Annotated in this window: 13 protein-coding genes and 1 pseudogene; 9 read left to right on the top strand and 5 right to left on the bottom strand. The window is 72.4% G+C overall.

Features of this window, described 5'->3' with window-relative positions:
* Positions 1–3: 3 nt before the first annotated feature.
* Both ACIQ87_RS27465 and ACIQ87_RS27460 read left to right on the top strand, forming a co-directional pair.
* Positions 4–1101: an RICIN domain-containing protein gene (locus ACIQ87_RS27465; protein ID WP_402411300.1), complete on the top strand. Its 1098-nt coding sequence runs from the start codon at positions 4–6 to the stop codon at positions 1099–1101.
* Between the two features lie 94 nt (positions 1102–1195).
* Positions 1196–1453: pseudogene (locus ACIQ87_RS27460) on the top strand (alpha/beta fold hydrolase); the annotation flags it as partial.
* A 46-nt stretch (positions 1454–1499) separates the two neighbouring features.
* On the opposite strand, the gene ACIQ87_RS27455 reads toward ACIQ87_RS27460, so the two are convergent.
* Together ACIQ87_RS27455 and ACIQ87_RS27450 are read right to left on the bottom strand one after the other, a co-directional pair.
* Positions 1500–3368, bottom strand: a complete 1869-nt coding sequence (locus tag ACIQ87_RS27455; protein WP_402411298.1) for a gamma-glutamyltransferase family protein — start codon at positions 3366–3368, stop codon at positions 1500–1502.
* Between the two features lie 594 nt (positions 3369–3962).
* Entirely contained in the window at positions 3963–4163 is a 201-nt protein-coding gene (locus ACIQ87_RS27450; protein ID WP_402411295.1) for a hypothetical protein, read from the bottom strand.
* Between the two features lie 218 nt (positions 4164–4381).
* Between ACIQ87_RS27450 and ACIQ87_RS27445 the strand changes: the two genes are divergently transcribed.
* The 5 genes from ACIQ87_RS27445 to ACIQ87_RS27425 all read left to right on the top strand — a co-directional run bounded on the left by ACIQ87_RS27445 (position 4382) and on the right by ACIQ87_RS27425 (position 11358).
* On the top strand, positions 4382–5293 hold the full coding sequence (locus ACIQ87_RS27445; RefSeq protein ID WP_402411292.1) for a helix-turn-helix domain-containing protein: 912 nt from the start codon (positions 4382–4384) through the stop codon (positions 5291–5293).
* Between the two features lie 267 nt (positions 5294–5560).
* Positions 5561–6544 carry an ABC transporter permease gene (locus ACIQ87_RS27440; protein WP_402411289.1) on the top strand — a complete coding sequence of 328 codons (984 nt, stop codon included), beginning with the start codon at positions 5561–5563 and terminating at the stop codon, positions 6542–6544.
* 139 nt (positions 6545–6683) lie between these two features.
* Positions 6684–7544, top strand: a complete 861-nt coding sequence (locus ACIQ87_RS27435) for an ABC transporter permease (RefSeq protein WP_402411393.1) — start codon at positions 6684–6686, stop codon at positions 7542–7544.
* Entirely contained in the window at positions 7541–9610 is a 2070-nt protein-coding gene (locus tag ACIQ87_RS27430) for a dipeptide ABC transporter ATP-binding protein (protein ID WP_402411286.1), read from the top strand. The genes ACIQ87_RS27435 and ACIQ87_RS27430 overlap by 4 nt, the downstream gene beginning before the upstream one ends.
* A gap of 71 nt (positions 9611–9681) precedes the next feature.
* Positions 9682–11358, top strand: a complete 1677-nt coding sequence (locus ACIQ87_RS27425) for an ABC transporter family substrate-binding protein (RefSeq protein WP_402411284.1) — start codon at positions 9682–9684, stop codon at positions 11356–11358.
* A gap of 169 nt (positions 11359–11527) precedes the next feature.
* Here ACIQ87_RS27425 and ACIQ87_RS27420 read toward each other — a convergent pair whose 3' ends face one another.
* Complete coding sequence (locus ACIQ87_RS27420; RefSeq protein WP_402411281.1) at positions 11528–12307, bottom strand: SDR family oxidoreductase; 780 nt, start codon at positions 12305–12307, stop codon at positions 11528–11530.
* A gap of 387 nt (positions 12308–12694) precedes the next feature.
* On the opposite strand from ACIQ87_RS27420, the gene ACIQ87_RS27415 reads away from it, so the two are divergent.
* Complete coding sequence (locus tag ACIQ87_RS27415; protein ID WP_402411278.1) at positions 12695–13624, top strand: glycoside hydrolase family 19 protein; 930 nt, start codon at positions 12695–12697, stop codon at positions 13622–13624.
* Positions 13625–14190: 566 nt separating this feature from the next.
* Here ACIQ87_RS27415 and ACIQ87_RS27410 read toward each other — a convergent pair.
* The gene (locus tag ACIQ87_RS27410) at positions 14191–15225 is read right to left on the bottom strand and encodes a GlxA family transcriptional regulator (RefSeq protein ID WP_402411275.1); all 1035 of its coding nucleotides are present in this window, start codon (positions 15223–15225) and stop codon (positions 14191–14193) included.
* Positions 15226–15296: 71 nt separating this feature from the next.
* On the opposite strand from ACIQ87_RS27410, the gene ACIQ87_RS27405 reads away from it, so the two are divergent.
* Positions 15297–15929 carry an HD domain-containing protein gene (locus ACIQ87_RS27405; protein WP_402411272.1) on the top strand — a complete coding sequence of 211 codons (633 nt, stop codon included), beginning with the start codon at positions 15297–15299 and terminating at the stop codon, positions 15927–15929.
* A gap of 139 nt (positions 15930–16068) precedes the next feature.
* Here ACIQ87_RS27405 and ACIQ87_RS27400 read toward each other — a convergent pair whose 3' ends face one another.
* Positions 16069–17454 carry an ammonium transporter gene (locus ACIQ87_RS27400; RefSeq protein WP_402411269.1) on the bottom strand — a complete coding sequence of 462 codons (1386 nt, stop codon included), beginning with the start codon at positions 17452–17454 and terminating at the stop codon, positions 16069–16071.
* Between the last annotated feature and the right edge of the window lie 200 nt (positions 17455–17654).

The following is a 17654-nucleotide window of genomic DNA, read 5'->3' as shown; positions in this document are numbered from 1 at the left end:
CACATGATGCTCCGCAAGGTTCTCGGAACCGTGGCCGCCGCCGTCACGGCAGCCGCCGGCCTCACCTTCGTCACGCCGACCACGGCCTCCGCCGACATCACCAGCGGGGTGCAGTGCCGCCAGTTCGTCGGCGGGATCAGCACGCCCGTCGTATCGCAGCCGGGGCCCATCACGAGGAGTTCGGGAGGAGCCGGGGGCATCGACCCGGGCGCACTGCTCGGCGGCATCTTCTCGGGCGCCCAGTTCATCAAGTCGCTCATCGACGAGGCCAACAAGGCCGCCCAACTCCGCGAGAACCAGGCCGGGTTCGTGGAGAGCCTGGAGAAGAACCTGGAGTACATCACCAAGGGCGAGTACAACATCAGCATCGTCCGAGCGGGCAAGGGCTTCTCGGAGAACATCCTCCAGAAGGCCAACTGCTTCGGCACCGTCAAGTACGACGGGGGCTCCGAGGAGACGGCGCTGTACGACGTGTACATCTTCGACGGCGACGGCCAGGTGTGGAGCAACAACGGCGCCTACGGCTACCAGAACTGGCGGCACTACGGCTTCACCCACTCCACCGGCACGGCGGGCAGCACCACCGACAAGTACACCTACTGGTTCCCCACCACCATCCAGAAGTCCGCCCACGACGCGGCCGACGCCCGCAACCGCGGGGCGGCCGGAAAGCCCGCCCACGGCAAGGTGGTCTCGCTGATCTCCGACAACGGCCTCGCGGTCGACCTCGCGGACGGCAAGACCTTCGCCGGGAACAAGATCTGGGCGTACGGGCCGAACGGCTCCGAGGCCCAGAAGTGGGCGCTGTGGGACAGGGGCAACGGCAACTGGCAGATCGAGACCGACTTCCGCGGCAAGATGCTGATGGACGTCATCCCCAACGACTGGCACACCCACCTGGTGCAGGACAACGGCGGCACCAACCAGCTCTGGCGCTTCGAGGACTACGGCAACGGCTGGTACCGCATCCGCAGCGTCTACAACATGCAGAACGGCTACCCCAACGGTGGCTGCCTCAGCGCCGACTCCCAGGGCGTCCAGCTGGGCGCGTACAACTGCGACCGGAGCGTGGGCGGCGGCCAGCTCTGGAAGCTGATGTAGGACCCCTGCCCAACCCCGGGCCCCGTACCGTCCGCCGACGGTACGGGGCCCGGGCGCGCGCCCGGCGGCCATCGACACACCGTCACAGGACGGATGCCGGGCCGGCCTCCTGGACGTCGGCTACGTCGAGGACGGCCCCACCGACGGCCCTGCGGTGATCTGCCTGCACGGCTGGCCGTACGACATCCACAGCTACGTCGACGTCGCCCCGCTGCTCGCCGCCCAGGGCTACCGGGTGATCGTCCCCTACCTGCGCGGACACGGCACCTCCCGCTTCCTGTCCGACCACTCGATGCGCAACGCCCAGCAGTCGGCGGTGACGCTGGACGTGCTCGCCCTGATGGACGCGCTGGGCGGTACAGGCTCCTGTCGGCCGCCGAACGTTCCGGCGGCGCCCGTCACCGTCCGGCCGCGTAGGCCTGCATCCCCCGCGGGTCCGCGGCGGCCGACAGGAGCCCGGTGCGCGGATCGCGGGCCACCGCGCAGACGCGGCCCTCGCTCCACGGCCCGGCGACCCGTACCCGGTGCCGGCGTCGGCGCAGCTCGGCGATGGCGGCGTCGCCGATCCGCGCCTCGACGACGACCCGGGCCGGGTCCATGGCATGGGGGTGGAAGGAGGACGGGAAGCTCTCCTGGTGCCAGTTCGGGGCGTCGACGGCGCCCTGGAGGTCGAGGCCGCCGCGCACGGCCGGGCGGAGGGCGACGGCCAGGAAGAAGTGCAGGGTCCACTGGTCCTGGGCGTCGCCGCCGGGTGTGCCGAAGGCCAGCACCGGCTCGCCGTCCCGCAGTGCCAGCGAGGGGGACAGCGTCGTGCGCGGACGGCGGCCGGGGGTGAGGGAGTTGGGCAGTCCCGGTTCGAGCCGCGCCATCTGGAGTCGCGTGCCGAGCGGGAATCCCAGGTCCGGGACGACGGGGCTGGACTGCAGCCAGCCGCCGCTGGGGGTGGCGGAGACCATGTTGCCCCAGCGGTCGACCACGTCGACGTGGCAGGTGTCGCCGTTGGTGGCCCCGTCGGCGGCGGTGGTCAAACCACCCTGGCCCCGCGGATCCCCGGGGCCGCCGGGGCCGCCGGGTCCGGTGACGGTCGGCTCGCCGTCGCCGAGCGCCATCGCCCAGTCACCGGCCCCGGGGGCGGCGACGGCGCGCCGGCCGAGTCGTGGCGGCCGACCGCCGGGTCGGCCGGGGCGCAGCTCGGCGGAGGCGAACTCGCCGATCAGCGACCGGCGTTCGGCGTTGTAGGCGGGGTCGAGCAGGTCGGCCGCGGTGACGCCGGCGTGTTCGGGGTTGTCGCCGTACCAGGCCTCCCGGTCGGCCATGGCCAGCTTGCCGCCCTCGATCAGCGTGTGGAGGTACTCCGCTCCGCCGTACCGCGGGCCTTTCGACCCGAAGTCGTCCGGCAGCAGGGCGAGTTGCTGGAGGAAGACCGGCCCCTGGCTCCACAGTCCGGGCTTGCAGACCGTCCAGCCGCCCCACTCGTGGCTGACCGGCTCCTCGTACGTCGCCTCGAAGGCCGCGAGATCGTCGCCCGTGAGCACCCCGGCGTGCGGCACGCCGGAGGTGTCCATCGCCGGGCGCGCGGCGAACTCGGCCAGCGCGGCCGCGACGAACCCCTGTCGCCAGACCTGCCGCGCCGCGTCGATCTGCTGCTCCCGCCCCGCCCCGGCGGCCTCCGCCTCCGCCAGCAACCGCCTCCAGGTATCGGCGAGACGGACGTTGCGCAGCAGCGCGCCCGCGGCCGGCGGACGGCCGTCCGGCAGGTAGAGCGCGGCCGAGCTCGGCCAGTGCCGCTCGAACTGCTCGCGGACCGCCGTGACCGTCGCCCCGATGGCCGGCAGCGCCGGGTAGCCGTGTTCCGCATGCCCGATGGCGTACCGGAGCACCTCGGACAGCCGTTTGGTGCCGTGGTCGCGGAGCAGCAGCAGCCAGGCGTCGAAGGCGCCGGGAACGGTGGCGGCCAGCGGCCCGGTGCCGGGCACCTCGTCCAGGCCGAGCGCGGTGTAGTGCCCGATGGTGGCCGCGGCGGGTGCTCCGCCCTGGCCGCAGAGCACCTGCGGCCGTCCCCCGGCCGGGGCGAGGATGATCGGCACCTCGCCGGCCGGGCCGTTCATGTGCGGTTCGACGACCTGGAGCGTGAACCCCGCGGCCACGGCGGCGTCGAAGGCGTTCCCGCCGTCCTCCAGGACCGCCGTCGCCGTCGCGGTGGCCAGCCAGTGGGACGAGGCCGCCATGCCGAAGGTGCCCTGCAGGGTCGGACGGGTGGTGAACATGCGAGTCCTCCTCGGATTCGGGCCGGCTGCCAGGGATCCCTACCCGGCGACCGACCGGCTTGAAAGCCCACCCGAGTCCCCGTCCATCGACCGGTAGCCGTCCGGGACCGCCCGTGAGGGCCCATGCCGTGACGGCCCCGCACCTCACGGCGGACGGGATGCCAGTGATCCCGGGCGTGGAAGTGCCCGAGGCCTCTTCCCGGCCCCACGTGCTGTGGCGCTCCCGGCCCGGCATCGCGAAGCCGTGGAGTCCACCGACGTTCTCGGCCGTGACCGGCTGGAGGATCGGCGCGTGCCCGTCGGTGTACGACGGCCCGTACAAGGACGTCGTCCATGCCCTCCACACAGGCGAACGGCAGCCGGACCGACCGCTGCGGCCGCGCCGGCGGCTGCTCTTGTGCCGGACCGACAGGTCGGCCGCCGGGCTCCACCGCCGGGTCGTTCCGGGCCGACAGGCCGACAGGCCGACAGGCCGACAGGCCGACCGCCCGGCGCGTGAAGCGGTACGGGGAGGCCCCGCACCGCTTCACACCGCCCTGCGCCACCGGGAATCGACCGATCCCACCCCGTGCGCGGGACGGGTCTGTCAGTGGCTCAGGCGCACTTGACCTGAACCTTGTGCCAAGCGCCGTGGTAGTAGACCTCGACGTAGCAGCCCCTCGGCTTGTCCTCCGCCGAGGCGGTGGTCGCCGTCGCCACGCCGAGGCCGACGAAGGCGACCAGGCCGGCGAGGGCGACGGCCGCGCGCCGCTTTCCGGGGCGGGCGGTGGCGCCGACAGTGGTGCTGGTGGCCATGGATGGACCCCTCTCCTGATGGGCCGGCCCTGCCGGGGCCGGCCGAACGGTGTCGGAACAGGGGCATGTGGCCCCCGCCGCCCCCGACCGGAGGCGGCAGCACGAGAGTGGGCCACGGAAGGGGACGCCGGGGAGGTCACGGTCTGACCTGGCAGAGCCGCAAAAGCCGTGCTCGGGCCCTCTGGACGGGAGTTGTGCGTACGACGACAATCACGGACATGGACCGCGCCGAAGCACTCCGTGACTTCCTGCTCTCCCGGCGGGCGCGGCTGCATCCCGACGAGGTCGGACTCCCCGTCCACGGCACCCGCAGGGTCAGCGGACTGCGCCGGGAGGAGGTCGCCGACCTCGCGGCGATGAGCGTGGAGCACTACACCCGCCTGGAGCGGGGGAACGCCTCATGCGTCTCCGACGGCATCCTCGACGCGGTCTGCGAGGCCCTGCGGCTCAGCCCGGGGGAACGCCGCTACCTGCGCAGCCTGGCCCGGCCCGCCGGCACCGACGTGCCCCGCCTTCCGGACGATCGACGGTCGGACCTGCAAGCGGTACTCGACTCGATGGCCCTCACCCCCGCGTACCTGGTCGGCCCGCGCGGCGCCGTCCTCGCCTGGAACCGGCTCGCCGCCGCCGTCTTCCTCGACTTCGGGCGCCTGCGCCCGCAGGAGCGCACCGTCGGCCGACTGGTCTTCACCGATCCGCGCGTGCGCCGGCTCTACGTCGACTGGGAGGCCAAGGCCCGGGAGACCGTGGGCCTGCTGCGCACCGAGGTCGGCAAACGGCCCCGGGATGCCGCGCTCGCCCGCGAGATCGGCGAACTGCGCGAGCACAGCCCGGTGTTCCGGCGGTTCTGGGACGAGCAGGTGGTGCTGGAACAGACCCATGCGACGCTGCTGCTCGCCTCCCCCCGGGTGAGCGGCCCGCTGCGGCTGTCCGCGTCGGCGCTGCACCCTGCCGACCATCCCGACCTGGTGATCGTGGCGTACACGGCGGTGCCGGGGTCGGATTCCGAGTCCGCCCTGCACCGGCTGGCACGCGCCGTCGCGTCGGCCGAGACGCCTCTCCTTGCCCCGGCGACTCGCCGCCCTGCTGGGCCGGATCGCGACCGGCCGGGGATGACCGACCGGGCATGACCGACCGGCGGTGCGGCCCCTACGACCCCTCCCACCTGCGAATTCGACGGGAACGTGACGCGAACACCTCCGTCTGCTGCGGGGGTGTTTCGTCTTCGTGTCCAGATGCCTTGATCCCTGGTGTCACGGGTCGCCCACGCACAGACTGGCCACTGCACGGTCGTGCAACCACCCCTTGGATCGAGGAAGTTCCACCCGCATGCGTACCTGCCCCAGACCCGGCGCTCCCGAGCCTCACCCGCCGCATCCGGTGGGGAGGTGCCGTCCGTGCTCCGGTATGTGACCCGCAGGGCGGTGAGCTGGTTCCTGGTGATCGCCGTGGCCACCAACGCCACGTACTTCCTGGCCAGTTGGTTCCTCGACCCGCGCTCGAACTTCAAGGAGCTGCGCCCGGTCCGCACCGAGGAGCAGATCTCCCGGGCCCTGGCCCCGTACAACCTCGACCCGCACGAGCCGCTGCTGCACCGCTGGTGGGACTGGCTGACCGGGGTGGCCCTGCACTTCGACTGGGGCCGCTCCCCGGTCGGGGTCCAGGTGAACGGGGAGATCGGCCACCGCTCCCTGGTCAGCGCCGAACTGGTGATCGGCGCGACGATCCTGTCCGTCGTCGTCGGCGTCGCACTCGCGGTCCACACCGCCTCGCGCCAGTACGGCTGGCGGGACCGGGCCGCCCAGGCGCTGTCCATGGCGCTCTTCAACGTCCCGGTGTCCATCGCCGCCCTCGCCCTGGTGCTGCTGGCCATCGGGCTGAACGAACACGCGGGTTGGCACTTCCTGTACGTCGCGGGGGAGAACTCACCCGACGTGGAAGGGTTCTGGGCGACGATCGGCGACCGGCTGCTGCACCTGATCCTGCCGACGCTGACGCTCACCCTGACGGGGTACGTGGGCTACCACCTCACCCAGCGCTCCCTGCTGCTGGACGTCATCGGCTCCGACTTCGTGCGCACCGCCCGGGCCACCGGGCTCACCCGCGCCCAGGCGATCCGTCGGCACGCCCTGCGCACGGCCCTGATCCCCACCGCCCAGTCCGTGGCCTTCAGCATCCCGGCCGTCTTCACCGGCGCGGTCCTCACGGAGACGATCTTCGGCTGGAACGGCATGGGCCAGTACTTCATCCAGACCATCAACAAGAACGACGTGCACGGCACCGTGGCGACCGCCGCCTTCGCCGCCGCCCTGACCGCGATCGGCGCGATCCTCGCGGACATCGCCACCGTTCTCCTCGACCCGAGAGTGCGGGTGAACTGAGATGGGCACCCCTGTGAGTCCCGACGGGACCTCCGAAGGCGTCCTCGCCACCGCCCCCGGGCCAACCGCCGATCCGCTGCTCACCGAGCACGACGGGCACGACGGGCACAACAGCCATGACGGGCACGACAGGCGCTATCTGGGCCGGCGCCGCCTCTACCTGCGCCGCTTCCTGCGCAACCGGACCGCCGTCGCCGGTGTGGTGATCTTCCTGCTGCTCGTGCTGTTCAGCGCGCTCGGCGGCCTGTTCACCCCGTACGGCTACGCGGACGCCGACTTCTCGGCTCTGACCCAGTCCCCCGGCGCCGAGCACTGGTTCGGCACCAACCAGGGCGGCAACGACGTCTATGCCGCCGCCGTGCACGGGCTCCAGCGCTCGCTGGTGATCGCGGTGACCGTGTCCCTGCTGACCGTCGCCATCGCCGCGGTCGTGGGCGCGGGCGCCGCCTACTTCGGAGGCCGGGTGGAGAAGGCCACCCTCGCCCTCGTCCACTTCCTGCTGATCGTGCCCTCCTTCCTCGTCCTCGCCCTGGTCTCGCACCGGCTGGCGGGCGACTGGCGGGTCCTCATCCTCGTCCTGACGGTGTTCGGCTGGATGTCCACCGCCCGCGTGGTCTGGTCGGTGTCGACGTCCCTGCGCGAGCGCGACTACGTGCGCGCCGCGGAGTTCATGGGCGTGCGCCCCCTGCGCATCGTGGTGCGCCACATCATCCCCAACCTGGGCTCCCTGCTCATCGTCAACCTCACCCTGGGCGTGGTCTCCACCGTGCTCAGCGAGACCGCCCTGTCCTTCCTCGGCTTCGGCGTCCAGACCCCGGACGTGTCGCTGGGCACGATGCTCGCCGACGGCGCGGGCACCATCACCAGCGCCCCCTGGCTCTTCGCCTTCCCCGCCGGGCTGACCGTGCTGCTCACCGTGTCGATGACCTTCGTCGGCGACGGCCTGCGCGACTCCCTCGACCCCACGTCCACCACCGGCGCGGCAGGAGGCCGACGATGACCCTCGCACCCGCCCCCCGCACCGGGCCCGCACCCGTCCTGTCCGTACGCGACCTGCGCGTCTCCTTCCCCTCCGAGGCCGGACCGGTGGAGGCCGTGCGCGGCGTCGACTTCGACCTCCTGCCCGGACGCACCCTGGGCATCGTCGGCGAGTCCGGCTCCGGCAAATCCGCCACCGCCCTCGCCGTCATGGGCCTGTTGCCGCCCACCGCCCGGCTCGGCGGCCGGATCCTGCTGGGCGGGCGCGACCTGGCGGCGATGGACGACAAGGAGCTCTCCCGAGTGCGCGGCAAGGACATCGGCATGGTCTTCCAGGACCCGCTGTCCGCGCTCACGCCCATCTTCAGCGTCGGCCGACTGCTCGCCGAGGCCCTGCGCGTGCACCGGGAGCTGTCCAGGAAGGACGCCTGGGAACAGGCGGTGGAACTGCTCGACCTGGTCGGCATCCCCGACCCCCGCGAACGCGCCAAGTCGTTCCCGCACGAGTTCTCCGGCGGCATGCGCCAACGCGTCGTCATCGCCCTGGCCATCGCCAACAAGCCCTCGGTGCTCGTCGCCGACGAGCCCACCACGGCGCTCGACGTCACCGTCCAGGCCCAGATCCTCGACGTGCTGCGCCTGGCCCAGCGGGAGACCGGCGCCGGTCTCGTCCTGATCACCCACGACCTGGGCGTGGTGGCCGGCCACGCCGACGACGTCGCCGTCATGTACGCCGGACGGATCGTCGAGCACGCGGGCGTCGACGAGCTCTTCCGCCGTCCCACGATGCCCTACACCGCCCGCCTGCTGGCCAGCGTCCCGACCGTGGACAGCGGTGTCGAACGGCCCCTGATCCCGATCGGCGGGGAGCCGCCGTCCCTGGCCGACCTGCCCGGCGGCTGCCCGTTCGCGCCCCGCTGCGCGGTGGCCCGGGACGTGTGCCGGACCACCGAACCGGACCTGACCGCACCAGCCGGTTGGCCCGGCCGCGTCGCCTGCCACCGCGCGCAGGAGATCGCCGACGGAAGCCTCGACCCGGCCGGGGAGGCCGCCCCCGTACCACCGGCCGGCTCCGGGGCGCGGACCGCCGGCGACGTGGTCCTGCGCGTCGAGGACCTGGTCAAGACGTTCCCCGTCACCAAGGGGGCCCTGCTCAAGCGCCGGGTGGGGACCCTGCACGCGGTCAACCACGTCAGCTTCGAACTGCGCGCCGGCGAAACCCTGGGCCTGGTGGGGGAATCCGGCAGCGGCAAGACCACCACACTGCGCGAGGTGCTACGGCTGCGCGCCCCCGAGGGCGGCCGCATCGAAGTGGCCGGCACCGACGTCGCCACGCTGCGGTCGGCGGCCCAGGTGCGCGAGCTGCGGCGCGACGTCCAGATCGTCCTCCAGGATCCGACGGACGCCCTGGACCCCCGGCTGACCGTCTTCGACCTGCTGGCCGAACCGCTCCAGGCCGCCGGCGCCGACCGGACGGCCATCCGGTCCCGGGTCCCCCGGCTGCTGGACCTGGTGGGCCTGGACCGCGCCATGGGCGACCGCTTCCCCGCCGCCCTGTCCGGCGGCCAGCGCCAGCGCGTCGGCATCGCCCGCGCCCTGGCCCGCGAGCCGAGGCTGCTGGCCCTGGACGAGCCGCTGTCCGCCCTGGACGTCTCCGTGCAGGCCGAGATCATCAACCTGCTCGCCCGGCTGAAGCGCGAACTGGGCCTGGCCTACCTGGTGGTGGCCCACGACCTGGCCGTGGTGCGCTACTTCTCCGACCGCATCGCGGTGATGTACCTCGGGCACATCGTCGAGTCCGGCGCCACCGAGGAGATCTTCGCCCGGCCCCGGCACCCGTACACGAAGGCCCTGCTGTCGGCGATCCCGGTGCCCGACCCGGAGCGCGAGCGCCACCGCGAGCGGATCGTCCTCGCGGGCGAGCAGCCCAGCGCCGCCCGGCTGCCCGAGGGCTGCGTGTTCGTCGACCGCTGCCCGCTGTACCGGGAGGCCGACGAGAGCGTACGCACGCGCTGCCGCACCGAACGGCCGGCGACCGTCGCCGCCCCGGACGGCTCCGACCATCAGTACGCCTGCCACGCGGTCTGACTCCCGCCCCTCCCTCGCCCGCCGCCTCCCCTTTCTCGCCCCTTCTCACCGATTCCCATCAAGGACATCCCATGCGTCGCAAGCTCGCCCTGCCCCTCGCACTCGTCGCGGCCGTCTCGGTCGCCGCCACCGCGTGCTCCTCCTCCGGCAACTCCCCCGGGCAGGACGCCAAGAACGCCGCCAAGGCCGCGTCCTCGGTCACCGACTACAACCCCCAGCCGTACGAGAACATCAAGGACGGCGGCACCTACACCACCTCGGGCACCTTCGACGAGCAGGGCAACCCCTTCAACGTCAACGGCACCCTGAACGCGCTGCGGATCTGGTCCTGGTACAACGCCGACGCCATCACCTACTCGCCCACCGGCGAGGTCCAGTACAACCCGGACTACTACAGCGACGTGAAGGTCTCGGTCGAGGGCGGCGACCAGAAGGTCGTCATCACCCTCAACCCCAAGGCCGTGTTCAACGACGGCACCCCGATCGACTGGCGGGCCATCGAGGCCACCTGGAAGGCCAACAACGGCTCCAACAAGGACTACGCGGCCTCCTCCACCGACGGCTACGACCGCATCACCTCCGTCACCCCGGGCGCGGACGACAAGCAGGCGGTCATCACCTTCAAGGGCGTCAACGCCTCCTGGTCCGCGCTGTTCACCACCTTCCTGCACCCCCAGGCCGCCACCGTCGACAACTTCAACAAGGCGTACGTCAAGACGGCCCACCCCGAATGGGGCACCGGACCGTACACCGTGGGCACCTGGGACGCCCACTCCGGCAACATCACCTTCGTGCGCAACCCCAGCTGGTGGGGCCGGACGGGCAAGCTCGACAAGCGCGTCTACGTCAACCTGGAGAGCGCCGCCTCGATCAACGCCTTCAAGAACGGCGAACTCGACTACACGTCCGCCGTGGCCGCGGAGAGCCTCAAGCAGGTGAAGACGGTCAAGGACGCCGAGGTCCGCCGCGGCGGCAGTCCCTTCGAGTACTCGCTGTACCTCAACGCCAAGTCGCCCCTCCTCGGTGACATCCAGGTCCGCAAGGCGGTGCAGGAGAGCATCGACCGCGCACAGATAGCGAAGATCCGCTTCCAGGGCCTCGACTACACCGAGCCGCTGCCCGGCTCGGCGGTGCTCTACAGCTTCCAGCAGGGCTACCAGGACAACGTCGCCGCCGTACTGAAGTACGACCCCCAGGAGGCGCGGAAGACCCTGGACGCGGCCGGCTGGAAGCCCGGGGCCGACGGCATCCGCACCAAGGACGGCAAGGAGCTCGCACTCGGCTACACCCTGCTCGGCGACGACCCCATCGAGAAGGCCACCGCCGGAGCGTTCACCGCGATGCTCAAGGCTGTCGGCGTGAAGGTGGACATCAACAAGGTCTCCGAGAACGACTTCTCCAAGGTGCTCAGCGACCGCCGCTTCGACCTGTTCGTCTCCGGCAACCGCTCGACGGACCCCTTCGGCGCGCGGTACCTGTGCGACTTCTACTGCTCGGACCGTGACTCCAACATCACCGGAGCCGGCACCCCGGAGCTGGACGGGGAGATCCGCGCCACCGGGGAGATCGCCGATCTCGGCGAGCAGATCGCGGCCGTCAACAAGGTCGAGCAGAAGGCCCTCCAGCAGTACGCCTTCCTGCCGCTCTACAGCGGACCCTCCACCTACGGGATCCGGAAGGGCCTCGCCAATGTCGGTGCCACCATCTTCTACAGCCCGCTGCCCGAGACCATCGGCTGGCAGAAGTAGCACCGTCGGCGCCCAGGACGTGCGCACCGTCCGCGCCCGGGCGTCGTCGAGCAGTTCGGCGGCCTCGGCGAGGAAGTCGGCGAACGGTCAAGAGCTCGTGCCACAGGTCCCGGGGAAGCAGGTGGACGGGAAACAGGTGGAGGCGTCCCCGAAGGGGAGCCCGGTCCGGTCACGCCGGCGGGATCGGGCCGAGGTAGGTGCCGCCGGAGGCGTCGATGGTCTGACCGGTCACCCAGCGGCCCTGCGGGCCCGCCAGGAAGCCCACCACGTCCGCGACGTCCTCCGGTCGGCCGATCCGGCCCAGGGCGGTGATCGACTCCAGCCCGGCCATCGCCTCCGGGGCGCTCGTCCACCCGGACGTCATGTCGGTGAGGATCACGCCGGGGTTGACGGTGTTCACGGTGATCCCGCGCCGGCCGAGTTCGTTGGCGAGCGGCGCGGCGAGGGCGGTCAGCGCCGTCTTGCTGACGGTGTAGCCGATCTGGAGGGGCGAGCCGATCCGGGCGGCCGCCGAGGCCACGTTCACGATCCGTCCGCCGTCCCGCAGCAGCGGCAGGGCCCGCTGGATCACGAAGACCGGGGTGCGCACGTTGATCGCCATCACCCGGTCGAACTCCTCCTCGGTGATCTGCCCGATCGAACCGGCCAGGTGGATGCCCGCGTTGTTGACCAGGACGTCCAGGCCGTCCTCGCCGTGCTCCGCCAGTCCGGCGGCAAGGCCCTCGAACAACCGGTCCAGCGCGCCGCTCTCGCCGAACCGGGCCCGCACCGCGAACGCCCGGCCGCCGGATGCGGCGATCAGCTCCACGGTCTCCGCGGCGGCCTTCTCGTTGCCGCCGTAGTGCACCGCGACCAGCGCCCCGTCGGCGGCGAGCCGCAGCGCGACCGCCCGCCCGATCCCGCGCGACCCGCCCGTCACCAGTGCCGTCCTGCCGTGCGGTTCACCCATGGCCCGCCACTCCCTTCGTGCCGCCCCGGCCGGATCCGGGGCTCGGTCCGGGCCGTCGCGGCCCGGTGCCGGACGACCCCTCATGCATGCCCGGGACCGGAGGGCTGATGCCTCCAGGCTCGCCCACGGGCCGGTGTTCGCCCGTACGGCCGCCGCCCGCCGGTCAACCGACGCGCCGGCGGGGCCGCGCCCGCGGGGTGCGTCTTTTGCCGGAACCCCTTGACAGGTATAGACCACTCCGCTTGAGTCTGGGGCAGCCCCGCACCGGCCCGCACCCCGGTCCGCCCGTCCCCCACGACGTGCCCCACCCCGCGGGGCCCCGCTCCCCTGCCCCGACGTCCCTACCTCCACGACCGTGCGGCCCCACACCGCACAAGGGGTGATCAAGTGTCCACGAAACGCCTGCTCGCACTGCTCTCCGCCGTCGTCACGGCGCTGGCGGTGGTCCTGCTGCTGCCCGCGGCCAACGCCAGTGCCGCCGTCTGCGCCACGCCCTGGAACTCCTCGGCCGTCTACACCGGCGGCGCCACCGTCTCCTACAGCGGCCACAACTGGCTCGCCAAGTGGTGGACCCAGAACGAGCCGCCCAGTACCGGCGGCTCCGGCGTCTGGTCCGACCAGGGCGGCTGCGGCACCGGCCCGACGACGACCCCCACCCCGACCGTCACGCCGACGTCCACCGGCACCCCGACCCCGGGCGGATTCCCCGTCAGCCAGGCCCAGTTCGACCAAATGTTCCCGAACCGGAACCCCTTCTACACCTACCAGGGCCTGATCGACGCCCTCTCCGCCTACCCCGCCTTCGCAGCCACCGGCAGCGACACCGTCCGCAGGCAGGAGGCCGCGGCCTTCCTGGCCAACGTCAGCCACGAGACCGGCGCACTGGTCTACGTCGTCGAGCAGAACACCGCCAACTATCCGCACTACTGCGACACTTCACAGCCGTACGGCTGCCCGGCCGGGCAGGCCGCGTACTACGGGCGCGGCCCGATCCAGCTGAGCTGGAACTTCAACTACAAGGCGGCCGGCGACGCCCTCGGCATCGACCTGCTGCGCAACCCCAACCTGGTGCAGACCGATCCGGCCGTCGCCTGGAAGACCGCTCTCTGGTACTGGAACACCCAGAACGGGCCGGGCACCATGACCGCGCACAACGCGATCGTCAACGGCTACGGCTTCGGTGAGACCATCCGCAGCATCAACGGCTCACTGGAGTGCAACGGCGGCAACCCCGCCCAGGTGCAGAGCCGCATCGACGCCTACCAGCGCTTCACCCAGCTGCTCGGCACCGTGCCGGGCTCGAATCTGAGCTGCTGAGCGCCCACGACCCGTCCCCACGATCGATCCTCCGGCCGCTTCGCGGAGCGGCCGGAGGATCGTCGAAGCCGGGACGCCTCCTGCTCGGCACCGCTCTGGATCCACGTCGACGGGGCGCTCGGCGCAGCGTACGCGCCGTTCCAGCGCATGGCCTACCACGAGGAGAAGTTCGGCTGGACGCCCGACGCGGACCTGCCCGAATTCGACTTCGGTCTCGTCGTGCCGAGCGAGAGCCACGGGCCCGTCGACATGGTCCCGTCCATCGCGCTGAGCGGGCACAAGCGGAGGCTGCCGCCCCGTCCCCGCCGAGCCCGAGGTGCTCACCCTCGGCACCAAGCCACAGCTGATCACCCTCGCCACCGTGCGGCCCGCCGACGCCTGCTCCCCGAACGGCGGCGGTTGCTGACCGCAGCGGGACACCACCCGCACCACCGGGCCGCGACCGGAACGGCCCTCCGGATGCGGCCCCGCACCGCACTCCCCGCCCGGCGCCTGACCCGGATCACCGGCCGGGGCGCTCTCCGCTGCGCCCCTCCCGCCTGAAGTACCCTCCCCGGAAGCCCACTTCACCCCGTGCTCGCACCGTACGCGCCAGGGGACGTCTTGAAGGTCCTGAAGGTGGCCCGGTAGTCGGCGGGGGACGTGCCGACGTGGCGGTGGAAGGCCGCCCGGAAGGCGGCGGGGCTGCCCAGGCCGCTGAGCCGGGCGACCTGCTCGACGGGTGTCGTGGTCGTCTCCAGGAGTTCGCGGGCCCAGTCGATGCGGGCCGCGGTCAGCCAGGCCATCGGCGAGGTGCCCGTCTCCTGCTGGAAGCGGCGGATGAACGTCCGGCGGGACATGTGCGCGCGGAGGGCCAGCTCGTCCACGCTCTGCCGTCGGGCGAGGTTGTCGAGCATCCAGGTGCGGACCGGTCCGAGCTCCTCACCGCAGGCCGCCGGTCGGAAGCGGTCGATGAACTGCGCCTGCCCGCCCGGGCGTTGGGGCGGGGCGACGAGTGCCCTGGCACGGGCGTTGGCGGCCGCGGCGCCGAAGTCCCGCCGGATGATGTGCAGGCAGAGGTCGATGCCCGCGGTCACGCCCGCCGAGGTGAGGACGTCGCCGTCGTCGACGTAGAGCTGGTTGGGTCGCACGTCGATCCGGGGGTACCGGCGCTGCAGCTCGGCGGCATCCCGCCAGTGGGTCGTCGCGGGGCGCCCGTCCAGCAGCCCGGCGGCCGCCAGGACGAACGCGCCCGTACAGATCGACACGAGGCGGGCTCCGCGCTCGTGCGCCGCGCGGATCGCCGCCAGCGCCGCGGCGGGAGGCAGGCTGTCCGGGTCCTGGTACCCGGGGACGACGACGGTGCCGGCGTCCCGCAGCGCCTCCAGCCCGGCGGACGCGGCGACGGTGAAGCCGCCGCTGTCGACCGGTCCGGCGGCCGGGTCCGTGCAGACGGTGACCCGGTAGTGCGGGTCCGACCCGAAGGTCTGCACCGGGATGCCGAGGTCCAGCGGGAGCACCCCCGGAAGTGCCAGCACGGCGACCAGGTGCCCTTCGGCGGCCTGGGTGCTTCGCGTACTTCGCGTACTTCGCGTGCGCGGCGTGATCGGCGTGATCGGCATGGCACGATCCTAGCGACCCATGGCCCCCGTGCCACTGTCGCGGGCGGGGCCCCGGTTCCTAGCCTGGGGCCATGGACCTCTCACTCGACCTGCCCACCGGCCCCCTGGCCGAAGCCGTCCTCTCCGCCGTGCGGACCACCGAGACCCCGGCGGTGGCCAACCACAGCGTGCGCAGCTTCCTCTTCGCCCAGCTCCTCGCCGCCCACGAGGGCTGCCTGGACGACGCCGCATACGACCGCGACCTGCTGTTCGCCGCGACCGCCCTGCACGACCTCGGCACCGGCAGCCTGGCGAAGGGCGAGGCCCGCTTCGAGGTGGAGGGCGCGGACCTGGCGGCGGACCTGCTGCGGCAGCACCACGTCCCCGAGACGGACGTCGACCGCGTGTGGGAGGCGATCGCCCTGCACGCCTCCACCGGCATCGCCGAGCGCCGCGGCCTGCTGTCCTACCTCACCAGCGAGGGCGTGAGCGCCGACTTCGGCCGCAACGCGGACGTCGTCGCCCCGCACGCGCAGCGGATCCACGCCGCCTACCCCCGGCTGGCCATGGTCCGCTCGCTCGTCGACGCGATCGTGGAGCGGGCGGCCCGCTCGGCGGCCGCGGCACCCCGCTACTCGCTCGGCGGCGAACTGCTCCGCGAACGCCGGGCCGACGGCGTCACCCGCCTGGAGCTCGCCGCCGCCACCTCCCCCTGGGGGGAGTAGCCGCCCGACCGACCACCGGGGCGGACGGCACGCCACGACCGACCGACCGACCGGCCCGGCCCGGACGGGCACGTCGGCGGACGACCGACCACCGACGACCCACGACCGGCGACCGGCGACCGGCGACCGGCGACCGGCCTCATTCGGCGTCGGTCCCGGTCGGTCCCGCCTTCTTGGAGGAGTTCCTCCTCAGGCCTCGTCGAAGCGCTCCCATCAGGTGCCCGGCCGGCCCCCGCGGCCGCGTCCGGGGCTCCTCGGGTACGGGCCAGGGAATCCTCGCTCTCGTGAAGTCGTAGGCGGTCTCGGCGTGTTCGGCCTGGTCGATGCCGACCGTCTCGGTCTTCGGGGAGACCCGGAAGCCGATGGTCCGCTGGATCGCCCGCCCGAGCAGCCAGGAGATCGCGAAGGAGTAGACGGCGACCGCCGCGACCCCGATCGCCTGCTTGCCGAGTTGCCCGGGCCCACCCCCGTAGAACAGGCCCTTCGCGCTCTGGCCGACGTGCCCCGTGGCCAGGAGACCGATCAGCAGCGAGCCGACCGCCCCGCCGACCGCGTGCACGCCCACCACATCGAGCGAGTCGTCGAAGCCCCAGCGGTACTTCAGCGAAACGGCGGCGCAGCAGACCACGCCCGCGACCAGCCCGATCGCGATCGCGCCGAGCATCGAGACCGAGCCGCAGGCCGGAGTGATCGCGACCAGGCCGGCCACCGCACCGGAGGCGGCGCCGAGCAGGGTGAAGACGCCGCGCCGGGCCTTCTCGTAGGCCAGCCAGCCGATCATCGCGGCGGCGGTGGCGACCTGGGTGTTCATGAACGCCATGCCGGCCACACCGTCGGCGGCCAGCGCCGAGCCCGCGTTGAAGCCGAACCAGCCGAACCAGAGCAGCCCGGAGCCGAGCATCACCAGCGGCAGGCTGTGCGGGCGCATCGGGTCCCTCCCGAAGCCGATCCGTCTGCCCAGCACCAGGCAGAGCGCGAGGCCGGCCACACCGGCGTCGACGTGCACGGCCGTGCCGCCGGCGAAGTCGATCACGCCCACCCGGTCGACCAGCCAGCCGCCGTGCCCGTCGTCGGTGAAGAACACCCAGTGCGCGACCGGGAGGTAGACCACGGTGCCCCACAGCGCGACGAACAGCACCCAGGCGGTGAACCTGGCACGGTCCGCGATCGCCCCGCTGATCAGCGCCGGGGTGATGATCGCGAACATCAGCTGGAACGCGGCGAACACGGTGACCGGGATCGAGCCCTTCAGGTCGTCCAGGCCGATGCCGCGCATTCCCAGGTGGTCCGGGTTCCCGATCAGACCGGCGAAGGAGTCCGTGCCGAAGGCGAGCGAGTAGCCGTAGAGGACCCACAGCACGCTGACGATCGCCAGCGCGACGAAGTTCATGGCGAGCATGTTCAGGACGCTCTTGACCCGCACCATGCCGCCGTAGAAGAAGGCCAGTCCCGGGGTCATCAGCATCACCAGTGCGGCAGCGATGAGCACGAACGCCGTGTCGCCCGCGCTGAAGCCCTCCGGCATCGGCGCCTCCTCCTGCTGTCGATGCCACGCCGCCCGTGGAGCCCGTCCCCGCGGCGGCCGCGCGGACCGTGACGAACCGTACCGCCGGACACCACCCGGAGCGGCCGAGCCTTCCCCCCGGGTACGTCGAACGGGCTAGCCCGGCGGCCCTGGGGCTGGGGTCAGGGCGGGGTGACACGACGGCCGCCTCGGCCGGTCGG

The sequence above is a fragment of the Kitasatospora sp. NPDC096204 genome (assembly GCF_044763205.1).
In the GTDB taxonomy this organism is placed as follows: domain Bacteria; phylum Actinomycetota; class Actinomycetes; order Streptomycetales; family Streptomycetaceae; genus Kitasatospora.
The sequence above is the reverse complement of the archived record's forward strand: the minus strand, read 5'-3'. Positions and strand labels throughout refer to the sequence as shown.